Raw genomic sequence first — 22115 nt, forward strand, 5'->3', positions numbered from 1 at the left:
AGGCTGCCCTATGGACGTCTTCAAAGTTCATCTACCATATCTCATCGTGGCAGGGTTATCCGGCGAACGCCTTCCACGATGCCCGCGGCTGTGGCGGGAGCGGTCGCTCCGCGATGAACGACTCGATGTCTGCCGCGTGCCACGTCCTGGATATTTTTCCACGCAAGCCTGTACTGCGCCGCGGTCGTGTAATGGCGCCGCATGCGATGGCGCGCGGAAACGGAGTCGAGGTGGCGGTTTCGGAACCAGCGCGGGAACAATGGACGGTAACGCGCCGGGGTGCGCATTCCGCGGTGGCGCCGACTCGTACTTCGACGCACTCGATGGCGCGACAGCTATCGCTGTTCGGAGAGCGACATCGTTGCTCGAAAGCCCCGACGGGTCCGCTGATTTCGGTCGTACGTGGCGGCCGGTGGCCGGGACGAGTCGTGAGACGAGCCAAGCAATCAGCATGACCGTCTGTTCGGCGAAGTGTTTGACTGAAATGAATTTCGGTGAGTGGCAATTTTGTTGATTCAATCTAATGGGAATGTTCGGTGACTAAGATGAGTGGCGCGGGCGATGAAGGACATCTCGTCTCAATAGATCATCTAATGGAGGCGCGCGACGAGCTATTTGTCAGCCTTGCATTCAAGTTGCTGTTCAAGCGGGCGGTGGATGCCGTCGGGCTGGCATATTACTCCGGTCGTCTGCGCAAAGGCCACTCTCGTATGTCGATCCTGGATCAGTTGATCCGATCGGCGGAAGTAAGGCCCGATTGGGAGAGTGTGCCCGGCCTTTCGATTGCGGTTGCCCGCTTTCGCAAATCGCGTCGCCTTGGCGGGTGGCGGCTCGCGCTGTTCGATTCCGAGCTTGGTGTGACGCCCGCTCATCGAAAGGCACGAGCGCGCGCCAATCATGCTGGCAGGCAGCAAAGGGCACCGTCTGTTCCCGTGAATTCCAGGGCGCGTGGTTCTGAAGAAGCAGAAGAATTGGCCGGTTGGTTGGGGGTCGATGAGGAAGAAATTCGAAGCGAACGAAACAAGGTCGAGGGAATATTCGACCCTGACTGGTATTGCATGATGTATCCCGACGTGCAGGAGGGGGGAGTCGATCCGTTATTGCACTATGTGGTCAATGGCACTCGAGAAAATCGAAATCCCGGCCCGAAGTTCGATACGAATTTCTATCTACTCACATACCCAGACGTATCCGGTACTGGATTGAATCCTCTTGTTCACTACATAAAATTTGGGCGACAGGAGGGACGAGCAACCAACGCACGCCAACTTTACGGTGGGCTGGTGGCGGAAGCGCGAAGCGTGATCGTGAAGGAAATGTGCCTCGCGCCTCGTGGCGAGGCCGCGCTTCTTGTTACCCACGCTCCAGCGGGACGATTGAAGCCGCATGTGCTGCCGTATATTCAGCAGTTGCAAGGGGCGGGTTTGAAGGTCCAGCTTGTCGTTGTCGTCTATCGACCACTGGAATTGCGCGATGACGAGGTTGCGGCCGCAGATGGCATCATCGTTCGTGACAACGTGGGCTACGACTTCGGCGCGTGGGCCCATGCGTTCCAACTTTGTCCCAGCCTGTTTGGCGCCAGTTTGTTGGTCATGACCAACGACAGCATCGTTCCTACTGCAGATAGCGCGACCTTCCTCGAGATGATGGACCGCGTCCGCTCTTGCCCCTCCGATATCGTTGGCCTTACTGCGAGTCATGAACATGGCTGGCATGTAGAGAGCCACTTCATGGGTGTCAAACCCAGGGCGCTCAGCTCGTGGGTTTTTCAGCACTTCATACGCGACGTCCGGCGGATCGATAATGAAGGCGATGCGATTCGCGTCTATGAAATGCCATTCGCGATGCAGATGCGAAAGGCCGGGTTAGCGGTGAGTGCACTGTTTAGTGGATCCTCTCCTGTCAATCCGACGTTTTTCAGTTGGCGTGAACTGATCGACCAGGGCTTTCCGTTCATCAAGATCGAGATATTGCTCAAACGATTTGCCGAGGCAACCGACCAGTCCGAAATGCTTCAGGAGATACATGAGAACTGGCCGCAGGTACTTGCGGGAGCCGGCTTTGATGTCAATCTCGTTCGAGCATCACTCCGTGCCGGGGACGTGGCGCGTCAGCCTGCCGATGCCGACGAGGCGCTGCTCGTCAATGCCAGGGAGTACGAGGCGATTACCAACGATCATCCGTTGCGCGTGGCTTATTTCGGTCCTTGGAACTACGAGAACGGTCTGGGGGCGGCGAGCCGAGAAATGCTTTGCACGTTGAGGCACACGAATGTTCAGCTCAACGCCTATCCGGTGACCAAGCCGTTTCATGTTCACCGGCTCATTTGCCCGGCCGTCGAGACACTGGATTTCGTGGGGATTCCTGATATTGCCGTCGTTCATCTCAACCCGGATTCCTGGGAGGTGCTGACGGACGAGCAGCGCGAGATCATTCAGTCCGCCAAGCAGAGGATCGGCTATTGGGTCTGGGAAACGGATCGCATTCCGCCGGCCTGGCAAAAAGAGTTGCACTCGGTCGATCGCATTTGGGCGCCGAGCCGATATTGCGCTGATGTCTTTTCTGCTGAAGTCAAGGTTCCCGTCGACGTCATCCATCATCCGGTTCGTGTGCCGACGCGGATTGCTTCGGGTCGGGATTCGATTCTGCGGCGATTTGGAATTGACCCGGAGAATCGCGTAATTCTTTATATTTTCGATGCGGCCAGCTATCTGATTCGAAAGAATCCTGAGGGATTAATACGCGCCTTTAGGGAATCCGGGCTGGCAAAGCAAGGCTGGAATCTCGTTCTCAAGACAAAGCATCTTTACGACCGCCCGGACGCAGGCAAAGCGCTTTATGCATTGGCCACGAGCACGCCGGGGGTGAAGCTGCTGGAAGTTTCGCTTCACGCGGATGAAGTCACCAGCCTGATGGCTGCCGCCGACATCTATGCGTCACCCCATTGTTCGGAAGGGTTCGGTCTGACGGTTGCGGAAGCCATGGCGCTCGGCAAGTCCGTGGTCGCGACAGATTTTGGCGGTACGCGAGACTTTGTCAATTCGGACTGCGGCTATCCCGTAAAGGCTGCGCCTTGGGTACTGAAAGAGGACCACGGCCACTATCTGGCCGGTCACGGTTGGGGCAAGGTCGACGAAAGCGCTCTCGCCGTAGCGCTTGTCAAGGCCGCGACGGCGATCGCGAAGGGTGATCGCACGATGAACGAGGCCGCTCGAAAGAATATCGAACAGCTTCTGTCGTATGACACAGTGGCACGCGCGGTTGAGGCGAGCTTTGCTGCGTCGATCGCAGCTTCTGCGGCCAGTGCTGCCGGCCCATCCGGTCACTTGGTTGTCGATATTCCGCCGCCGCCGCCGGTCATTTCCGTCAACGTTGCCTCGGCTCGACGCTTCGCGGACTTTGCGCCAGGCGATGGCCTGATTCCTGTCCCATTGGCCGATGACCTCTCATGGTCCGCGGCACCGCTTGCCGATGGCGATCCCGACGACTGGTTGATTTTCGCCCCGGGTGAGGCCCGCATTTCTCCTGATGCCAAACAGGCATTTCTGAGTGCAGCCGCCAACCGCCCCGATGTCGTCGTGTTCTATGCCGATGATGTCGCCGCAGACGAAGATCCACTGGATCGTGTTCGGTTGAAGCCGGATTTCAATCCGACGCTGCTTGTCGCACAGGACTACATTGGCGCACCAGTTTCGATCCGACGCAAAACGCTAACGGCAATCGGAGGGTTGAACGTGCTGCGCGGAACGGCGGTGCTTTATGACGTCGTGCTGCGTGTCGCTGAAGCTGGCGGTGCAATCAGTCGCATCCCCAAGGTCCTGCTCGGCTTCGAGGGCAAGCGTCCAGCCGCGGACAATGGTGCGCGGCTCGCCGCGCTGTCGTCGCTCGAGGGGTTTGCCGATATCGGGCTTTCCGACGAACCAGTGAGCAAATTGCTGTTCCAGCGCCGCCGCTTCGCGGATATCGGCTATCCCCCGGTGACCATTGTCATCCCCACTTGCCGAACCGCTCGGGTCGGAGCGGATGTGAGCTACATCGAGCAGCTGCTGGAAGGTATTTCCGAGGTTCGGTGGGCCATGGACCGTCTGACGGTTATCGTAGGAGATGACATAGCGGGGCGTCCCGACTGGATGAATCGAGCATGGCCGTTCCGGTTGAAACGAATCGAGACGGTACGGGATGCCGGCGAGCCTTTCAACTACGCAGCCAAGATGAATCAGCTGTGGCGGGCGGCAACGGACGAACAGGTCGTCTTCATGAATGACGATGTCGTTCCGGTCGGCAGGGACTGGCTTGCTGCACTGCTTACCTTCGCAGTTGACGAACGTGTCGGCGGTGTCGGCGCGCGTCTCTACTTCGAGAATGGCCATATCCAGCACGCCGGCATGTTCCCGACACTTCGCACCATCGCCCACGCATGGCTCGGATGGCCGGCAGATGCCAAAACCTACCAGAATTGGGCTCTGGCGCAGCGGGAATGGTCAGTCGTTACCGGCGCCGTGTTCACGACGCGACGATCCATTCTCAGCCAGTTGAATGGCTTCGACGAACGGTTCACTCTCGAATTCAACGACGTCGATCTTTGTTTGCGGATTCGAAATCTTGGCTACCGTATCGTTTACAATCCGGACGCGCAATTCACCCATGCCGAGAAAGCTTCGCGTGGAGAAACCATTCCGAATGGTGCGGAGGTGGCGTTGTTCCTTTCGAGATGGGCCCGATGGCTCGATAGCGATCCGGCATCTCATCCGGGACTGGCGCAGAACAGAATGGATCTGGTTGCCGAGCCTGTGTCCAGATCGTGGTACTTTTGACGGCGATTTAAAATTATCAGGGAGTTGCTCAAAGGAGCAATTTCGAAAGCCTTTTTAAATCACAGTGATTGTTGTTCTGCCCACAATTGTCTTGTTATGCTGGTATGGCACCTAAATCTATGGCGCAATTGAATGTTAATAATTCCGGCGACTCTTGTCCGCCGACTCTTATCGTCGTTCTCGGTATGCACCGAAGTGGTACCAGCACACTGACGCGAGCTACCGCCGTGCTGGGAGCGGAATTCGGAAGCAATCTGATGCCCGCGCTTCCCGGTAACAACGACAAGGGATTTTTCGAGGATCTCGACGTAGTTGCGCTCAATGTCGACCTGTTGAATGCGGCTGGGGGAGATTGGCATTCGATGGCCCCTATCGATCTCGGCGTCCTTCAGCCCGAACAGCTTGACCAGTTTCGGGTTCGCGCCATCGATTTGTTGCGTGCGAAATGCCGAGAGAACCGGATCCTGTCTGTCAAGGATCCTCGGCTCGCCAGGCTGCTGCCATTCTGGAAACCGGTCTTCGCTTGCATCGGCGTACGTGTTTTGTATCTCATTGCGGTGCGAAATCCGATCAGTGTCGTGCAGTCGCTCGCGCGGAGAGATGGCTTTCCGGTAGAGAAGTCCTATATTCTTTGGCTCGCCTATGTCGTGTCGGCACTCAATCTGACGCAAGACGTGCGTCGGGTACTGATCGACTACGATCGCCTCATGGACATGCCGCGTCAAGAGCTTGAAAACATATCCGATTTTTTTGATTTGCCATTGATTGAATCTAGACTCGAGGAATTTGAGTCTTCCTTTCTCGACGACAAGCTACGGCACACTCGCTATACCGTTGATGATCTTCAGTTGGTAAATTCGGCGCCTCGACAGGTCAAGGCGTTGTATTCGGCGCTCAGTGAGGCGGCATCCGGGGTCCCTGATTCACCAGCCTGGCAACGCGCCTTTCTGGAAGCCAAAACTTATCTCGACGATATCGCGCCGCTTTTGCGTTACGAGTGGCGTCTGGAGCAGGAGATGAACGATCTTCGCGCGCCCAAGGTAGAGTGAGTTGATGCGAAGAGTACGGCCGGGAAGACCCATCTCGATGTCGGAACCGCAGGATTGAAATAGTGCTCTTTGTCATCTTGTGGTCGAAGCGAAATTGAACTTCACACGACCTCTGCTGTTGTGCGACTTGTGACCTAGGGACGGAAATGAGGTGGTCGCAAGCCGAATTTGAAATGATTTTTGGAATTGTGCGGAGTATATATGCTTCTCGTTACGGGCGGTGCTGGCTTCATCGGCGGAAATTTTATTCTTGACTGGCTTGCCGGTTCCGATGAGCCTGTCATCAACCTCGATAAATTGACTTACGCCGGAAATCTCGACACGCTGAAGTCGCTGGACGGTGATTCGCGGCATCACATTGTCCGGGGCGATATCGGCGATCGACAATTGGTTTCGCAGTTGCTTTCCGAGCATCGGCCGCGTGCGGTAATCAATTTTGCAGCCGAGTCACATGTCGATCGCTCAATCCACGGCCCCGGCGATTTCATCCAGACGAATATTGTCGGAACGTTCAATCTTCTCGAATCGGTACGCGCCTACTGGTCGGAACTTGTGGAAGAAGAGCGTCGTGCATTTCGCTTCCTGCATGTCTCCACCGACGAAGTGTTTGGTACACTCGGCGCGAACGATCCGCCATTCACCGAAACCAATACATACGAGCCGAACAGCCCGTATTCGGCGAGCAAGGCTGCGTCGGATCACCTGGTGCGCGCGTGGCATCATACGTATGGATTGCCGGTGGTGACGACCAATTGCTCGAACAATTATGGGCCGTATCATTTTCCCGAGAAACTGATTCCGCTGATCATCCTGAATGCACTTGCAGGCAAGCCGTTGCCGATCTATGGCGATGGCCAGCAGATCCGTGACTGGCTCTACGTCAAGGATCACTGTTCGGCGATCCGCACTGTTCTGGCCAATGGTGCGCTTGGCGAAACCTATAACGTTGGTGGCTGGAACGAAAAGCCGAATATCGAAGTCGTGCATAAGATCTGCGCGATCCTCGACGAACTGCGGCCGCGTGATGACGGCAAGTCGTATGCGGAGCAGGTCAGCTTCGTGCAGGACCGACCGGGCCACGATCGTCGTTACGCAATCGATGCGCGCAAGCTTGAGCGCGAGCTCGGCTGGAAACCCGCTGAAACCTTCGATACCGGCATCCGCAAGACGGTCGAGTGGTATCTGGCGAATCAGGCCTGGGTGACGAACGTCACAAGCGGCCAGTATCGTACGTGGATCGAACGCCACTACGGAGAATAACAATGCCTCGCATCCTGATTACCGGCTCGAACGGGCAGGTCGGCTTCGAATTGCGACGCGCGCTTGCGCCGCTCGGAGAGGTGGTTGCGCTGACTCGCCGCGACGTGGATCTGGCGGATCCCGCAAGCCTTGTCGCGGCGCTGGACCGTCATCAACCCGACCTGATCGTGAATCCCGCGGCCTACACGGCCGTGGACAAGGCCGAGAGCGAGCCGGAGCAGGCCCGGGCAGTCAATGCAGCAGCACCCGGCGTGATGGCTCGATGGGGGGCGGCCCGAAATGTGCCGCTCGTTCACTACTCGACCGATTATGTATTCGAAGGCATCGGAGTGACGCCGTACGGCGAAGATGCGCCGGTCAATCCTCAATCGATCTACGGTACGACCAAGTGTGAAGGCGAAGTTGCGGTTCGGCAGGCCTTCGCGCAGCATCTGATTCTTCGGACGAGCTGGGTCGTTGGCGCGCATGGCGGCAATTTCCTCAAGACGATCCTGCGCCTCGCCCGGGAGCGGGACCAGCTTCGTATCGTTGCCGATCAGACGGGCGCGCCCACTTCGGCCGCGTTGATTGCCGATGTGACGGCACACCTCGTTGGCCGTTATTTCGCGGATCGCGAACACTTTGAGTTCGGCACATACCACCTCGCGGCCTCCGGCGAGACGAATTGGTGCGAGTATGCGCGTCACGTCGTGGCGCTTGCGGAAGCGCGAAGCCTTGATCTAAAGTTGCGCTCGGCCGATATCTTGCCAATTGCGACGCATGAGTATCCGCTTCCTGCAAAGCGACCCATGAATTCTCGGCTCGATTGCCGCAAGCTGATGTCGACGTTCGGGATTTCGCTGCCCGACTGGCGAAACGGCGTTGATTACGTCTTCGAGCAACTGCACGACTGACACGGAAAAAACAAGCATGAAGCGCAAAGGCATTATTCTGGCCGGAGGGTCGGGTACCCGTCTCTATCCGGCGACACAGGCGGTCAGCAAGCAATTGCTGCCGATTTACGACAAGCCGATGATCTATTACCCGTTGAGCACGCTGATGCTGGCGGGGATTCAGGATATTCTGATCATTTCGACCCCGCAGGATACGCCGCGTTTCGAGCAGTTGCTGGGTGACGGATCTCAGTGGGGAATCAGGCTGCAATACAAGGTGCAACCCAGCCCTGACGGGCTTGCCCAAGCGTTTCTGCTGGGTGAGTCGTTCATCGATGGCGACCCTTCCGCGCTGATTCTCGGCGATAACATCTTCTATGGCCATGATCTCGGCGGTCTTTTGAAGGGGGCGGCCGACAAGACCTCGGGTGCACAGGTCTTCGCATATCATGTCCAGGATCCGGAGCGATATGGCGTTGTCGAGTTCGACTCGGCCGGTAAGGCAATCAGCATCGAAGAAAAGCCCGAGGTTCCGAAATCGCATTACGCGGTGACGGGGCTCTATTTCTACGACGAGCAGGTAGTGGATTTTGCGAAATCGTTGAAACCGTCGCGGCGCGGCGAGCTGGAGATTACCGATCTCAACGCGCTGTACCTGAAGGATGGCTTGCTCAACGTGCAGACCATGGGGCGCGGTTTTGCCTGGCTCGATACCGGCACGCACGATTCGATGCTGGAGGCCTCGCACTTCATCGCCACGATGGAGCATCGGCAAGGGTTGAAGATCGCATGCGTCGAAGAGATTGCATATCGGTTCGGCTATATCGACGATGAACAACTTGAGCGTCTCGCTCAGCCGCTCAGCAAAAACGGCTATGGCCGTTACCTGCAGAACATTCTGAAGGAAGGAAAAGTCCGGTGAACGTAATAGCGACCGCCATTCCCGACGTAAAAATTTTCGAACCGAAAGTATTCGGCGACGCGCGTGGTTTCTTCTTTGAGAGTTTCAACCATCGCGTGTTCGAGGAAGCGGTTGGGCGTTCCGTCGAATTCGTGCAGGACAATCATTCGAAATCGGCGAAGAACGTCGTTCGAGGGCTGCACTATCAAATCAATCACGCACAGGGAAAACTGGTTCGGGTAGTCGCCGGGGAAGTGTTCGATGTCGCGGTCGATATTCGTCGCGATTCGTCGACGTTCGGTCGGTGGGTCGGTGTCGTGCTGTCGGCTGAGAACAAGCGACAACTGTGGATTCCGGAAGGTTTTGCGCATGGCTTCGTCGTCGTTTCCGACACAGCGGAGTTTTTGTACAAGACCACCGATTACTGGTATCCGGACGCCGAACGAGCGATTCGCTGGGACGATCCGACGCTCGCGATCGAATGGCCCATCTCCGGTGAGGCGCTGGTGTCTGGCAAGGATGGCGCTGCGCCCGCGTTCAAGGATGCCGAGTACTTTTGAGCTGCTTTCCGCAAGTCCATGTTTGACTTCAACGCCTTGCGCCTGACGTGGGGGATGCCGTTCCTGGTCGACCGGTCCGATGCCGCGTCGCATGTGTCGGCAGATCGACCGGGATCCCGGGTGTATTGGGTCAACGTCCAGTTGCTGCCGGGTTGGTACATGATCGAGCTTCGCATGAGCGGTCATGCCGCGCAGTCGCGAGCCCGGTTGCGGATGCCCGGCGGGGCATCGTCTGCGACGCTCGCGATGGAGCTCAGCGCACGGCAGGTGAGCAAGCGGCTTGTCCGTCTTCCGACGCGTGGAAAGATCGAAATCGAGATTGATTGCGGCGATCGGGCGGTCGATCGAATCGAAGCGTTCCGCCTTGTCAGGGTCACGACGCGATTTGCACGCTCGCGCATCATGACCAAGCTCGGTGCGCTGCACCCAAGGTACAAACCATGCGGCGACGATTACGACCTGACTGATGGCGGTCATGGTCGTGCCGACATGGCGCAAGCGTGGCGCGATTACTGTTGCCTGTTCGACGAATCGGAACTACTGGTCGGATACGCGGACTGGGTCCGTCACTTCGATACACCGAGCCCTGCCACGTACAGCGTGATGCAGGGCAACCTGCGCTACTTCGACGGTGGCCCGCTGTTCGCGATCGGCATGGAGGTGTCCGGCGCAACTTCGCCACACTGGGAAACGGCAATCCGTTCGATCGCTGCGCAGATTTACCCGCACTGGCAACTTCTGATCGTCGATCGACGTTCCGGCTCCGATCGCACTGCATTGATTCCCAGGGAGTTGCTTGCCGATACGCGCATCCGCGTCATTTCGGCCAGTTCTTCAGCCGAAGCGCATTCGGCGCTTGATCGGGCGCTCACCGAAAGCGGTCGTTGGGTCATGTTCATCGGGCAGCACGATATGCTTCCTCGGCACGGCCTCTACGTCGTAGCTGATGCGATCAACCGTCGCCCCGATGTCGACTTGATCTATGCGGACGAAGACAGTGTCGGCATCGACGGCGTTCGCCACAGCCCGCGCTTCAAGAGCAACTGGAGCGAGGATGTGATGCTCTCGTCGAATCTGTTCACCGGTCTTGGTGTCTACAGGCCTGAAGTATTCGCGTCATCCGGTGGGCGGGACCATCGCCATGGAATCGCGTCGTGCTATGACATGACGCTTCGCTGCCTTGCGTATACCGGTCCCGACAGGATCCTGCACATCCCTCGTGTGCTTTACCACGTCCGCATCCAACCCGAAGCGACTCGGGAACCGGGGGCGCAACACGATGCGCGCGATGCAAGCCGGATGGCGGTCGTACGTCACCTGTCGCGGACGGGCGTCCGGGCAACGGTCTCGTTAACGGAGCATGGCCGTCACATTCGGTATCCGTTGCCGGAAAAGGCACCGCTCGTCACGCTCGTCATCCCGACTCGCAACGGGTTTGCGCTGCTCAGTCGTTGTGTCGATTCGATTATCGAGAAGACACGCTATCGCGCCTTCGAAATCATTGTTGTCGATAACGGGTCCGACGATCCGGAAACCCTCGACTACATGGAGCGGCTTTCAGTCGATCACGGCGTACGCATCCTCCGGGACGATCGTCCGTTCAATTATTCCGCGCTCAACAATCGCGCGGTCGAACTGGCGCAAGGTGAGTTCGTCGCACTCGTCAACAACGACGTGGAAATCATCGACGGAGACTGGCTCGACGAGGTAATGGGACATGCGTTGCGTCCGGAGGTCGGCGTCGTCGGTGTCAAGCTGCTTTATTCGAACGGAACCGTTCAGCACGCGGGTGTCATCGTCGGGCTCAGCGGCTGCGCCGACCATCTGCATCGCGGGCTGGGGCGCGACGAACCTGGATATCTGGCGCGCGCGGTAACGACACAGTCCATGTCTGCCGTAACGGGTGCATGCCTCGTCGTACGGCGATCCCTGTATCGGCAACTGGGTGGGCTGAACGAACGCGATCTCGCCGTTGCATTCAACGACGTCGATTTCTGCCTTCGCGTCCGGCAAGCGGGTTACACGGTGCTCTGGACGCCGCACGCCGTGCTGTATCACCACGAATCCGCCACGCGAGGTCGCGATGATACTGAGGAGAAGATGGCCCGTGCCACTCGCGAGATCGAGTACATGCGTGAACATTGGCATGACCTGATCGCGAACGATCCGGCTTATAACCCGAACCTGTCGCTCGATCGATTCGATTGTCAGCTTGCTTGGCCGCCGCGTGTCGCGTCTCTCAGGCGTCTCGCCCTCGATGTGCCCGGAGCGGTGGCTTCTTGAGTGCAGTGTGTGCAGATACCTGGCAAGCAACTCGTCCAATGCTTACCTTGAGCTGATTTACCCGATCGTCGGCCGTTCGTGCAAGTGCGAGACGGGAACGGTTGCAAGATAGTGTGTAGGCTAGCGAATGGTGCCTGCGGGCCAATCGTGATTTCTCTGTTCGAGATGGCGCGACTCTGCAGTCTGTTTCAGCGGGTCGCCTTGCGCCTTCGTAAAAATTTCCTCCGTGGGGTGGGCCGGGTTCGCGTGTCTGCTCGTCATGCCGTCGATCCGGATCCATCCATTTTCGATCAATATGAAAGATTCTCTCCTGTCGCTAGTTCGCCGAGCCGTTCGATTTAAGGTCAATCCGGTCCAGGATCTCGCCTTGTCGGGAGCGACGCCTTTCGACTGGACGTCGACGGGAGATCATCCGGTTTTCGACCTCGAGCCGGAGGGCAGGGGGGAGGTTGTGCCCTCCGGCTGGGTCTATGTCGAATCCAGGATGATTCGACGGGGCGCACACCTGGTGGCCCGGCTTTATGTGGATACGGGCTCGGGTTTTTCGGATGCGGAATCCTTTGTCATCCCGACGGCCCGCTCGGGAAATATCAAGCAGGTCATCAGGATTCCGCGCAATACGCGCCGTTTGCGTCTGTCGCCAATGCGGGGTGAGGGTGCTGTCAGGCTGGAATTTTTTCGAATAACAAAAATATCAAACGTGGAAAGAGTTGCCAGAATGGTTGAGTGGGCCATTGGGGATATAATAAAATTCAGAGATACCGGGCGCGCGAGAAAATACAATATAACTTTGAGGCGCTTGTTGACGGACCTGAGTGGGGTGTATGCGGATTGTGCAAAACTGCGGTTCCATTCTGCGCCTTTGGATTACAGGTCGTATGTGGAAAAATTTGATGTGCTGCGTCAATCCGATATTGCCTCGATTCGACGACACATCGATTATTTTAAGAAGCGGCCGTTGATTTCCATTCTGATTCGGGTGCATGGAGCGTCCCTCGGGTATCTCGAATCTGCCATCCAGTCGATTTTTACGCAAATTTACGGGAACTGGGAGCTGTGCATTGCTGTCGATGACGTCGATGTATCCGAGGTCGCTCAGTTTTTGAAGTCCATATCTGAAAAAGACGATCGAGTGAAGATCGTTTTTATGAGCTCCGGTGGATATGCATCGATTGCTGTGAATGCGGCACTGGGTCTGGCAACTGGGGAGTTTTCTACGACTCTCGGCCAGAATGACGTCCTTTCACCTCTTGCGCTCTATCTCATTGCCTTGAAAGTCAATGAGGTTGATGATCTTAATTTCATATATTCTGACGACGACGAAATAGACGAGCACGGCATTCGGGGTAACGTGCGATTCAAGAGTTCGTGGAACCCGGATTTATTCTTTTCTTGTGACATGATTTCTCGCTCGGCTGCTTATAGGACGTCGCTCCTGCGCGAGATAGGTGGATTTCGGGTTGAGTATGAGGGTGGTCAGGATATTGATCTCGCGCTCCGCTGCGTGAAAAACAGCACGCCGTCTCAGATTAGCCATGTTCCGCGCGTGCTCTATCATTTTCGTCAATTCGGTGAGACTGGTTTGACCGATACGGATGAAGAAGGTGATGCGTGCAACGCGAAAGAAAGGGCACTTTCCGAATTTTTCGAAGGGCAGCCCGGGGTGAAGGTCTCGCGCGGCGAACTCGCTGGAACCTATCGGGTGCGATACTCGATACCCGCTCCCGCACCCAAGGTCACCGTCATCATTCCGACCCGAGATGGCGGGCCTTTGCTGAAAAAATGCATCTTCAGCATATTCGATGGAACCACCTATGAAAACCTGGAAATCGTTGTTGTAGACAATCAAAGCAAGGGCCGGGAGACGGTCGATTTTCTGCAATCGTTGTCACTGAGAGGCAATGTCACCGTATTGAAATACGATTTTCCTTTCAATTATTCGGCAATTAATAATTTTGCCGAAAAGCATGCGTCTGGTGATGTGTTGTGCTTTCTCAACGATGATGTCGAGGCAATCGGGCCGGATTGGTTGAAGGAGATGGTTTCGCACGCGCTGCGCCCGGATATCGGCGCCGTGGGGGCAAAGCTCCTTTACGCCGATGGGTTCGTTCAGCACGCAGGTGTCGTGATGGGGATCGGGGGCTTCGCGAGCCACGCGCACCGGTTATATCCGTCGACGCACCCTGGATATGCCGGAAGAGCGGCACTTGTTCAAAATTTTTCGGCAGTCACGGGAGCCTGTCTAGTCATGCGTCGGGAAGTGTTTCGTGAGGTCGGTGGTTTTGATGAAGAAAATCTTCCCGTTGCATTTAATGATGTGGATTTGTGCCTCCGTGTACGAGAGGCGGGCTACAGGGTGGTGTGGACGCCATACGCAGTCCTGCATCACTTCGAGTCCTACAGCAGAGGAGACGATCAAATGTCTGCCGAGAAGCGTGCCAGATTTAACAGAGAGAAGAGATTTATGCTTTCGCGGTGGAAGACCGATCAACTGGATGATCCGTACTACAATCAGAATTTGACGCTTGATCGAGAGGATTTTACTATCGCCGATTTTCCGAGAATGTACGCTCCGTGGAGCGCCTGGGCGGCATAAATTTTATTGTGATTCCCTCGTTTATGTTGTGTGGTCTCTTTGAGGTGTCTCGAGGTAGACCGAATAAAGTAACGCGGAAGGAATATTCATGGATGTAAAAAAACGCCTGCTGCCGGGCATTCCACTGATCGAGTCGCCACTTTTCGATACCGAGGTTGCCGAGGCGGAACTGACGTCTGACGAGCGTGAGATTGCGGTTGCGCTTAACCGGAACGGTTATGCCGTGATCGACTTTCCCGATCCAGAGCTCGATGCGCGGATTGCGCGTATTCGGGAGCGCCTGACCTCGCGGTTTGCCGACACGGGATTGGGCGACGATGGCGTGTTCTACGCGGCCGGTCGTATTCAGGATGCGTGGATAAGCGATCCGGATGTCAAGGCGATCGCTACTAATGGTCAGATGCTGGATTTGCTTGGGCGCTTGTATGGCCGCGCTGCATTTCCATTCCAGACGCTCAATTTTCGGGTCGGCACGCAGCAAAAGATGCATACCGATGCGGTGCATTTCTCGTCGATTCCCCAGCGTTTCATGTGCGGCGTGTGGATCGCACTGGAAGACATTTCCCCGGAGGCCGGCCCGCTTCAGCTTGTTCCCGGATCGCATAACTGGCCCATGATCGACAATGCGGTGGCCGGTCGGCGTGGGTTTGGGGTGTCCAGCGAGTCGGCGCAATTGCCGTATCAGGAAATCTGGGACGCGATGGTGGAGGCAAAGGGGGCCAGTACCAAGACGTTCGAGGCGCGAAAAGGGCAGGCGCTGATCTGGTGTGCCAATCTGCTGCACGGGGGGAGTCCGCAGATCAATGCTGCGATGACGCGCTGGTCACAGGTGACGCATTATTTCTTTGACGACTGTGTTTACTACACGCCGGCGTTTTCCGACGAATACTTGGGACGTTTGCAGCTTCGCGACTTGGTCAACATCGTCGATGGATCGCGAAAGCGCAATTCCTATCTGGGGGAGGAGGTCGTATCGCCAGCACGCACCGCGCCGCGTGAGTCGAGAACCCTGACGGGAAGATTGCGTAAGTGGATGACTTCTTCTTGATCCCACTCGGGTGATCGCGTGATTGAATGTGTTTCCTGTAACCGGAAAAAGATCCTGGTTTTGACGCGGAGCACATGAAATGGAGTTCACCCAGCTTCAGCAAACGGTGGCGCCCCACGGGCGCCCATTTCTCGGCATAGTGGAGCCAGTGGTGGTGTCGCCCAGTACCCACCTGTAGCCTTTGCTCGCTAGGAAAGGGCTCCACCGCCGGGAGAGCGAACCGGTGCACCCACTGGCGTGCATAGCTCCCTGCGCTCACATCGGCCCGCTTTGCGATCCGCGGCATGCGCGCTTGCGCAGCAGTTCGATGCCGTTTCCGCTACCTGCTCGCCCCCATTTACCCGGCGCAACCTTGCCTTCTTGCCGCCGTGCCTGCGTCTCCTTTGCTCGCTTGCATTCATCCGGGGTGGGTGCTCGCTCGTGTGTCGCCGCGTAGGCTGGATGGGGGGCAATGAGTGGCACGAGTCCGTAGGAGGCGTCCGAAGCCTCACCGATTGCGCCGTTGAAACCCAGTTTTGCGGTGTTTTGGCGCGGCATGTTCGGCCGCGTGCTGCCATCGTCTCGCTCCAATTCCGACAAACCTTTGGTGTGGCCGCCAGTCCGTTCCTTCAATGTCCGCAGGCGTTTTTCCAAGGGGGCGTCGCTCAGGTTCGGGCCGGCAAATGTGGTTTCGATCCAGCATGGGGCCTTCACGGGCGCAGCATTCGCGAAAAAACCGGAGTAAGTGCGTGCTATCGGCGCCATGTAATTAAACGTAAAAAAATGCGGCTTCGGTGATCGACACCAAACGCGCGAAGACATGTATAAGCCGACTGACTATTCATCCTGAGTTTGAGCGCATTCATCCCGTTTGTCGGGCTGACTGGCACGTGTCAAGTGCACCTGGCAGACATGTCATCGTGCGTGGCTGGATTGCAACAAATGGACCGCGCTTTGTTACGTTTCTTTTATTTTTGTTGAGAAACATTTCTTTGTTGGGCAAATGTATGTAAATTGTAAAGCTCTTCATAGTGAAATCATAAGTCTGTAGGCAACCCGGTTGGTCGGACGGTCGGATTGCTACGGCAACCGAACGGGGGCGAAATCGCGGTGTGCAGCTACGGCCTGCGCGATCGTGACAATCGAGAGATCATGAGCATCAGCGAAATTTTCCGAGTGGTTGGAACTGACATCACCGAAAGCGGGCGGGTTCCAGTCTCTGCTTTGCGAAAGCCCAAAATTTTGAGCATCGGGGGCTGCGTTACCGAAGTTCTCGCCGGGAGAATGAATCGGCTCGCGGATGTCACGCATCTGTGGCGCGTAACTGTGCCTTGCCTGATGTCGAAGAAGGTGGAAGGGCGCACTTACTTCGAATCCGATGACCACCAATTATCCGAGCGGATAAATTTTGAACTGACGAAGCAGGCGCTACGAAAACTCAAAACGGGCGGATACGAATTTCTGATTTTCGATCCAACCAGTGATTTCAACAACGATTATTACGAGAAAGACGGTTGTATCATTTCCGACATGGAGACGATAGGGCTGGCGCCGAACTGGAAATGGCCTGACGGGTTTGTAGGCGCGGGGTGGGTCAAGATTTCGCCGGGGAGCTATCATTATCTTGAGATTTATTTTCATTATCTCAAGGAATTAATTGAGCTTGCCGACGAAATTGGTCTTCCGCTCGTAATTATGAAGCGGCGAACGTGCGTCAATAAAATCACTCACGATGGTGTGACCGGGTTGGGTGACCCCAGTTCGGCGGAAATCAATTGGTGGGTTGACCTGCTCTGGAAGAAAATTGACAGTCTCTTGGGACGGTTGAATGTCCTTGATCTAAATGGTCGGTTCGCGGTCACATCTTTTGATGTGCCGTTTGGTGAAGGTAAATTCCATCCGATCGACGAATTTTATGACTATGCCGCGTACAAGTTAATGGGATTGATGAGATTGGGCGATGATCTGATCTCGGAGGTCATGTTCAACGTATACCGGGATAGAGCAAGTCGCCGTTTAGCTATTCATACCGAGCGAGAAGAGTTGATTCGCGAGCGAGATGAATTGGTTCGTGGAAGAGAAGGCTTGATTCGCGAGCGGGATGGCCTGGCGCAGGATAGGGATACCCTCCGCTTTACTCTAGATAACCTCATGGTGGAGCGAGATTCCATACTGGCTCGCGAGACCGAAAACGCACGTATTGCAAGCGAGGAATATAGTCGGGAGTTGACGGCGCTTTCGGAGGCCCGAGATGCGGCTCTCACCGAAAGTGCGACCAATGCGCTGGCGCTTGGGAATTTGCAGAAATCCTACGAAGAGCTTTCGCGTCAACATGATGAACTGTGTGTTCAACAGAGCCGTCTTTTCAACGATTTAAGGTTGGAAGGGGGGCCAATGGCTTTGCGAGATGTGCTCCCGCTGGCCAGAGCATGGCGGCCGATAATCCGGCGTATTGGGAAAATCAAGCAATTCTTTCGGCGATTGACGGGGCGCAGCAGTGATGAGCCGGCGCATCGTAGCGAACTCCAAGGGCACTAAGGTGCTGCAGGTAATGCGCGATTTCGTTGCCGACGAGGCGCGCTGAGAAAGCACATGCAGCCCAATTGGAAATTGGGCTTGCTACCGATGCCCCTCGGAATTGATGCGAAAGTTGCGCCGAGCGGCAATGGCATGAACTGTGCCCGCCGCATTTTTACAGGTGCGGCGGCGTGCGCGCAGGCGCGTATTTTTGACGCAATGTGGAGTTCTCAATCGCACGATCGTAACGTCCAGGCATTGCGACGACGAAGTGCTCCACGACGTGCCGTGGTATCCGCGATTGTTGATCTGAATGACTCGAGTCGTAGTTGACGGGGTCTCGATTTTCGTGCCCGGTTCGGCCAAGCGCGAAGACCGCAATCCCGCGACCATGCCGTGCGTCAGGGGACCGAGGGGCATCGCATGTCACCGTTGGCGGCATCATGGGTGCAAATGGCCGCTCGATGTCACGCTGGATCACTCTCAGAAATGTGACGTGAGTACGAATCGGGTTCGATAGGCACCAGATGTCGTTTTTTTGACGACGCTGGATATTTCGCATTTGTGTTGCGATGCGGTATCCTCCACTCCTCCGGCGGCCATCGTTGCCTCATTCAGCTACTGAGTCTGGTTCGGAAAATTGCGTTTGTTACATTTTGCTTTCGGCGATATTGCGCAGACATTCCGCTTCCCTCGGACTTCCATTCAATAACCTAGATGCCGCGCTCGTTTCTCGTGCTGCAAGGCACTGCCTCGCTTTTTTTCTATCGGCTTTCACGCGCGCTCCAGGACAAGGGGTTTGCCGTCTATCGCGTCAATTTTTGTGGCGGTGACTTGTTGTATGGCGGGGTGGGGGCCGTCTTGAATTATAGTGGCGAGGTTGGGAATTTACCGCAATGGTATGACGATATCGTGCGACGAGAAGCGATCACCGACGTCATCATGTTCGGTGACTGCCGCGATATCCATCGCGAGATGCTGTCGGTCTCGACGGCACACGGCCTGCGCGTCCATGTATTCGAAGAAGGCTACGTCCGTCCGCACTGGATCACGCTGGAGCGCCATGGCGTCAACGGGCGCTCGCTACTGCCGCGTGACCCCGCATGGTATCTGCAGCAACGCAGCGTGACGCCACCGGCCAAGCAATGGCAGGCCACTGGCTACAACCTGTACGAGCGCGCGTTTCACGACATCACGTATCGCTTTGCGAACACGGTATGCTTCCCCCGGTTTCCGAAGTACCGCAGCCACCGACCGAGGAACGGCTTTCTCGAATATTCGGGGCTCGCCGTTCGGATGCTGCTGCAGCGCAAGCATCGACGCGAAGCGGAGATGGTTACGCGCGAATTGCTCGATGGGGGGCGGACTTACTACCTGTTTCCGCTGCAATTGAATTCGGATGCGCAAATCGTCGTGCATTCATCTTTTGATGGAATTCGCGCGGCGATCCGTCATGTTTTGGAGTCGTTCGCGCGACATGCACCGCAGGATGCGTTGCTGGTCATCAAAAATCACCCGCTCGATACAGGCCTGATCGAGTATCGTAATTTTTCGCTTAAAATTGCGCGTGCCGCAGGCATGGAGAATCGGATCCGTTTCATCGATGCCGGCCATCTTCCGACATTGCTCGAACGCGCACGCGGGGTTGTGGTTATCAACAGCACGGTTGGTCTGTCTGCACTACATCACAAGCGGCCACTGGTTGCACTCGGCTCGGCTATCTACAATTTCAGCGGTCTGACCTGGCAGGGTGATCTCGATGACTTTTGGCTTGGCGGGGTGCCCCCTGATATGGATCTTTATCACGCGTTCCTCGACTACGTGATGCATCACACTCAAATCAATGGTGATTTCTACACCCGGTCCGGTATCGCAATGGCCATTGCCGGCGCGGTCGAGCGGCTAGAGCGTGCGGATGGCTAGGGCGCCGGTCCGGAATGTCGTCGTCACAGGTGCAAGCGCAGGCCTAGGACGTGCGCTTGCGCTTGCGTATGCGCAACCCGGTGCCGTGCTCGGCATCGTTGGCCGGAACGAAGCGCAACTCGAATCGACCGCGGCGGCCTGCCGCGCGCGCGGCGCGACAGTGATCTTAGGTATTGTCGACGTGCGGGACGCCGAACCGGTTCGTGCATGGATGCATCGATTCGACGATCAATATCCGATCGACCTGCTCGTCGCCAACGCAGGCGTCGCAAGTACGCTGTCCTCCGCGTCCGACTGGGAGGACCTCGACCGTACCACTGAAGTAGTCGACACGAATTTCTACGGCGCGATGCACACGGTCCTCCCGGCCGTCGAGCGCATGCGTGCCCGCAAGCACGGCCGCATCGCTGCGGTCAGTTCCCTGGCTGCGCTTCGCGGTATGGCCATTTCACCCGCGTACTGCGCGAGCAAATCGGCGGTCAAGGCTTATGCCGATTCCGTTCGCCCTCTGTTGAAGCGTGACGGTGTCGGCATCTCGGTCATCCTTCCTGGCTTCGTCAAGACTTCGATGAGCGACGTGTTTCCCGGCGACAAGCCATTCATGTGGACTGCCGATCAGGCTGCCGCATACATTCGCAGAAAACTCGATGCCGGCCGCGCGGAAATTGCATTCCCGGGCCTGCTTGCATTCGGCATGCGCCTCCTGACCTTGTTGCCCGTCACGTTGGCCGACACGATCCTCGACAAGCTTTCGTATCTGCCCGGCAAGGAAGACGTAAATTGACGGGCGCAATTTGGCTCACGTTCGCCGTTGCGGCCGGCGTGTCGTTCCTGCCGGACCGGATCGCCGTCCCGCGTGTCCAGTCGCTGCGTCGCGCCGATGCGCTGCTTCTACACGTGCTGACCGTCGTGTTCCTCGCGTCGTTGATGCTGCTTGCCACCGCGCGCCCGATCTTCTCTGCGTCCGTTGCGGTCGCGCTGGTCGGGCTTGTCGCGGTCGTCAGCAACGCCAAATACGAATCGCTGCGCGAGCCGTTCGTTTTTACCGATCTCAGCCTTTTCAGTCAGTTGTTCTCGCACCCTCGGCTCTATCTGCCGTTCCTGAGCGCAGGCAAGATCGTGGCGATCGGCGCAGGGATCGTGCTCGTCATCTTTGGCTATCTCGCCGAGGCGCCGGTCACGCCGCGTCCGGTGCTCGCGCTGGCGGCTGTTGTTGCATTTACATTCTTACTGGCGCGATACATTGCAGCTCGCCTGCCATTGGAGCTCGACGCCGAGGAAGACCTGCGCAGTCACGGTTTTTTCGCAGTCTTCATCGCATACTTGCTGAACGGCATGCGTCCCGCGACATTCGAAGCGTTCCAGCGAGTGGTCGAAGCGGGGCCCTTCGTCTCAGGTACGTCGGTGCAGCACCCCGACGTCATCATGATCCAGAGCGAATCGCTCTTTGACGTGCGGCGCATTTCACCGGCGGTTGCGCCAGCCGTGCTCTCCCAATTTGATCGAGCGCGAAGCGAAGCCGTATGCTACGGCGAGCTTTCGGTGCCGGCATGGGGCGCAAACACGATGCGCACTGAATTCTCGATGCTGACCGGCCTGCCGTTCGAGCGCCTCGGCTACGCGCGCTTTTATCCGTATGCGTTCTTGCGCCGTGCGTGCGCATCGATCGCTAGCTGGTTCGGTCGCGGCGGTTACGAAACGCTGGCGATTCATCCGTACTACGCCGATTTCTTTGGCCGCAATCGTGTCTTTCCGTTGCTCGGATTCGACACATTTCTCGACATCGAATACTTTGCCGACGCGCCGCGTGCCGGTCCGTATATCTCCGATGCAGCCGTGCTGGACGCAGTGATCGCCGCGCTGGAAAGCGAGAGCGAGAAACCGCGCTTCATTTTTGCAATGACAATGGAAAACCACGGCCCATTGCATCTCGAGCAGGTTTTGCCTGGAGAATCGTCTTCGAGGCATACTCTTGGCGAAGATGCCTGCTGGCGCGACCTGACTGCATATCTGCGGCACATTGAAAATGCAGACGCAATGATCGGGCGCTTGCTCGATTATTTGCGTACCCGCGATCGTGAAACAGTCGTTTGTTTTTACGGCGACCATGTTCCCGCATTGCCTCATGTTTTCCAGAAGCTGGGCGTTACCCCGCAACACAGCGACTACTTCATTTGGCGAAATTACGGCACAGACACTCCCGAATGCCGAAATCTGGCAGCCGAAGAGCTCGGTTCGGTACTTTTGCATGTGGTACAAGATGACGGAAATCGTGCGGAAGAGCCGTGCGCATCCGAGAAAGCGACATAAAAG

Annotated in this window: 14 protein-coding genes; 13 read left to right on the forward strand and 1 reads right to left on the reverse strand. The window is 56.7% G+C overall.

Annotation, left to right across the window (positions count from 1 at the left end; genetic code table 11):
• Positions 1-545: 545 nt before the first annotated feature.
• The 9 genes from U5798_RS10020 (at position 546) to U5798_RS10060 (ending at position 15383) form a co-directional block, all read left to right on the forward strand.
• The gene (locus tag U5798_RS10020; protein WP_322082066.1) at positions 546-4814 is read left to right on the forward strand and encodes a rhamnan synthesis F family protein; all 4269 of its coding nucleotides are present in this window, start codon (positions 546-548) and stop codon (positions 4812-4814) included.
• 257 nt (positions 4815-5071) lie between these two features.
• Positions 5072-5863: a hypothetical protein gene (locus tag U5798_RS10025; protein ID WP_322081936.1), complete on the forward strand. Its 792-nt coding sequence runs from the start codon at positions 5072-5074 to the stop codon at positions 5861-5863.
• Between the two features lie 201 nt (positions 5864-6064).
• The gene (rfbB, locus tag U5798_RS10030; RefSeq protein WP_322081937.1) at positions 6065-7123 is read left to right on the forward strand and encodes a dTDP-glucose 4,6-dehydratase; all 1059 of its coding nucleotides are present in this window, start codon (positions 6065-6067) and stop codon (positions 7121-7123) included.
• Positions 7124-7125: 2 nt separating this feature from the next.
• Positions 7126-8016, forward strand: coding sequence for a dTDP-4-dehydrorhamnose reductase (gene rfbD, locus U5798_RS10035; protein ID WP_322081938.1), 891 nt, complete (start codon positions 7126-7128; stop codon positions 8014-8016).
• A 16-nt stretch (positions 8017-8032) separates the two neighbouring features.
• Positions 8033-8917, forward strand: a complete 885-nt coding sequence (rfbA, locus tag U5798_RS10040) for a glucose-1-phosphate thymidylyltransferase RfbA (protein WP_322081939.1) — start codon at positions 8033-8035, stop codon at positions 8915-8917.
• On the forward strand, positions 8914-9456 hold the full coding sequence (rfbC, locus tag U5798_RS10045) for a dTDP-4-dehydrorhamnose 3,5-epimerase (protein ID WP_322081940.1): 543 nt from the start codon (positions 8914-8916) through the stop codon (positions 9454-9456). Before rfbA ends, rfbC begins: the two co-directional genes overlap by 4 nt.
• An 18-nt stretch (positions 9457-9474) precedes the next feature.
• Entirely contained in the window at positions 9475-11739 is a 2265-nt protein-coding gene (locus U5798_RS10050; RefSeq protein WP_322081941.1) for a glycosyltransferase family 2 protein, read from the forward strand.
• Positions 11740-12034: 295 nt separating this feature from the next.
• Positions 12035-14335, forward strand: a complete 2301-nt coding sequence (locus U5798_RS10055) for a glycosyltransferase family 2 protein (protein ID WP_322081942.1) — start codon at positions 12035-12037, stop codon at positions 14333-14335.
• 88 nt (positions 14336-14423) lie between these two features.
• Positions 14424-15383: a phytanoyl-CoA dioxygenase family protein gene (locus tag U5798_RS10060; RefSeq protein ID WP_322081943.1), complete on the forward strand. Its 960-nt coding sequence runs from the start codon at positions 14424-14426 to the stop codon at positions 15381-15383.
• Positions 15384-15638: 255 nt separating this feature from the next.
• On the opposite strand, the gene U5798_RS10065 is transcribed toward U5798_RS10060, so the two are convergent.
• Entirely contained in the window at positions 15639-16184 is a 546-nt protein-coding gene (locus U5798_RS10065; protein WP_322081944.1) for a hypothetical protein, read from the reverse strand.
• Positions 16185-16514: 330 nt separating this feature from the next.
• Here U5798_RS10065 and U5798_RS10070 point away from each other — a divergent pair, with 330 nt between their 5' ends.
• The 4 genes from U5798_RS10070 to U5798_RS10085 all read left to right on the forward strand — a co-directional run bounded on the left by U5798_RS10070 (position 16515) and on the right by U5798_RS10085 (position 22112).
• Positions 16515-17900 carry a hypothetical protein gene (locus U5798_RS10070; RefSeq protein ID WP_322081945.1) on the forward strand — a complete coding sequence of 462 codons (1386 nt, stop codon included), beginning with the start codon at positions 16515-16517 and terminating at the stop codon, positions 17898-17900.
• A gap of 696 nt (positions 17901-18596) precedes the next feature.
• The gene (locus tag U5798_RS10075) at positions 18597-19802 is read left to right on the forward strand and encodes a capsular biosynthesis protein (protein ID WP_322081946.1); all 1206 of its coding nucleotides are present in this window, start codon (positions 18597-18599) and stop codon (positions 19800-19802) included.
• Positions 19795-20586, forward strand: a complete 792-nt coding sequence (locus U5798_RS10080; RefSeq protein WP_322081947.1) for an SDR family NAD(P)-dependent oxidoreductase — start codon at positions 19795-19797, stop codon at positions 20584-20586. The genes U5798_RS10075 and U5798_RS10080 overlap by 8 nt, the downstream gene beginning before the upstream one ends.
• Positions 20583-22112: an LTA synthase family protein gene (locus U5798_RS10085; protein WP_322081948.1), complete on the forward strand. Its 1530-nt coding sequence runs from the start codon at positions 20583-20585 to the stop codon at positions 22110-22112. The genes U5798_RS10080 and U5798_RS10085 overlap by 4 nt, the downstream gene beginning before the upstream one ends.
• Positions 22113-22115: the final 3 nt, after the last annotated feature.

The sequence above is a fragment of the Burkholderia sp. BCC1972 genome, assembly GCF_905339605.1.
In the GTDB taxonomy this organism is placed as follows: Bacteria; Pseudomonadota; Gammaproteobacteria; order Burkholderiales; family Burkholderiaceae; genus Burkholderia.

What these genes read in the sequence shown, in the direction of transcription:
- U5798_RS10020 (WP_322082066.1), top strand. Translation starts at nt 546, where the DNA reads ATGAGTGGCGCGGGCGATGAAGGACATCTCGTCTCAATAGATCATCTA.
- U5798_RS10025 (WP_322081936.1), top strand. Translation starts at nt 5,072, where the DNA reads ATGCCCGCGCTTCCCGGTAACAACGACAAGGGATTTTTCGAGGATCTC.
- rfbB (WP_322081937.1), top strand. Translation starts at nt 6,065, where the DNA reads ATGCTTCTCGTTACGGGCGGTGCTGGCTTCATCGGCGGAAATTTTATT.
- rfbD (WP_322081938.1), top strand. Translation starts at nt 7,126, where the DNA reads ATGCCTCGCATCCTGATTACCGGCTCGAACGGGCAGGTCGGCTTCGAA.
- rfbA (WP_322081939.1), top strand. Translation starts at nt 8,033, where the DNA reads ATGAAGCGCAAAGGCATTATTCTGGCCGGAGGGTCGGGTACCCGTCTC.
- U5798_RS10050 (WP_322081941.1), top strand. Translation starts at nt 9,475, where the DNA reads ATGTTTGACTTCAACGCCTTGCGCCTGACGTGGGGGATGCCGTTCCTG.
- U5798_RS10055 (WP_322081942.1), top strand. Translation starts at nt 12,035, where the DNA reads ATGAAAGATTCTCTCCTGTCGCTAGTTCGCCGAGCCGTTCGATTTAAG.
- U5798_RS10060 (WP_322081943.1), top strand. Translation starts at nt 14,424, where the DNA reads ATGGATGTAAAAAAACGCCTGCTGCCGGGCATTCCACTGATCGAGTCG.
- U5798_RS10065 (WP_322081944.1), bottom strand. Translation starts at nt 16,184, where the DNA reads ATGTCTTCGCGCGTTTGGTGTCGATCACCGAAGCCGCATTTTTTTACG.
- U5798_RS10070 (WP_322081945.1), top strand. Translation starts at nt 16,515, where the DNA reads ATGAGCATCAGCGAAATTTTCCGAGTGGTTGGAACTGACATCACCGAA.
- U5798_RS10075 (WP_322081946.1), top strand. Translation starts at nt 18,597, where the DNA reads ATGCCGCGCTCGTTTCTCGTGCTGCAAGGCACTGCCTCGCTTTTTTTC.
- U5798_RS10080 (WP_322081947.1), top strand. Translation starts at nt 19,795, where the DNA reads ATGGCTAGGGCGCCGGTCCGGAATGTCGTCGTCACAGGTGCAAGCGCA.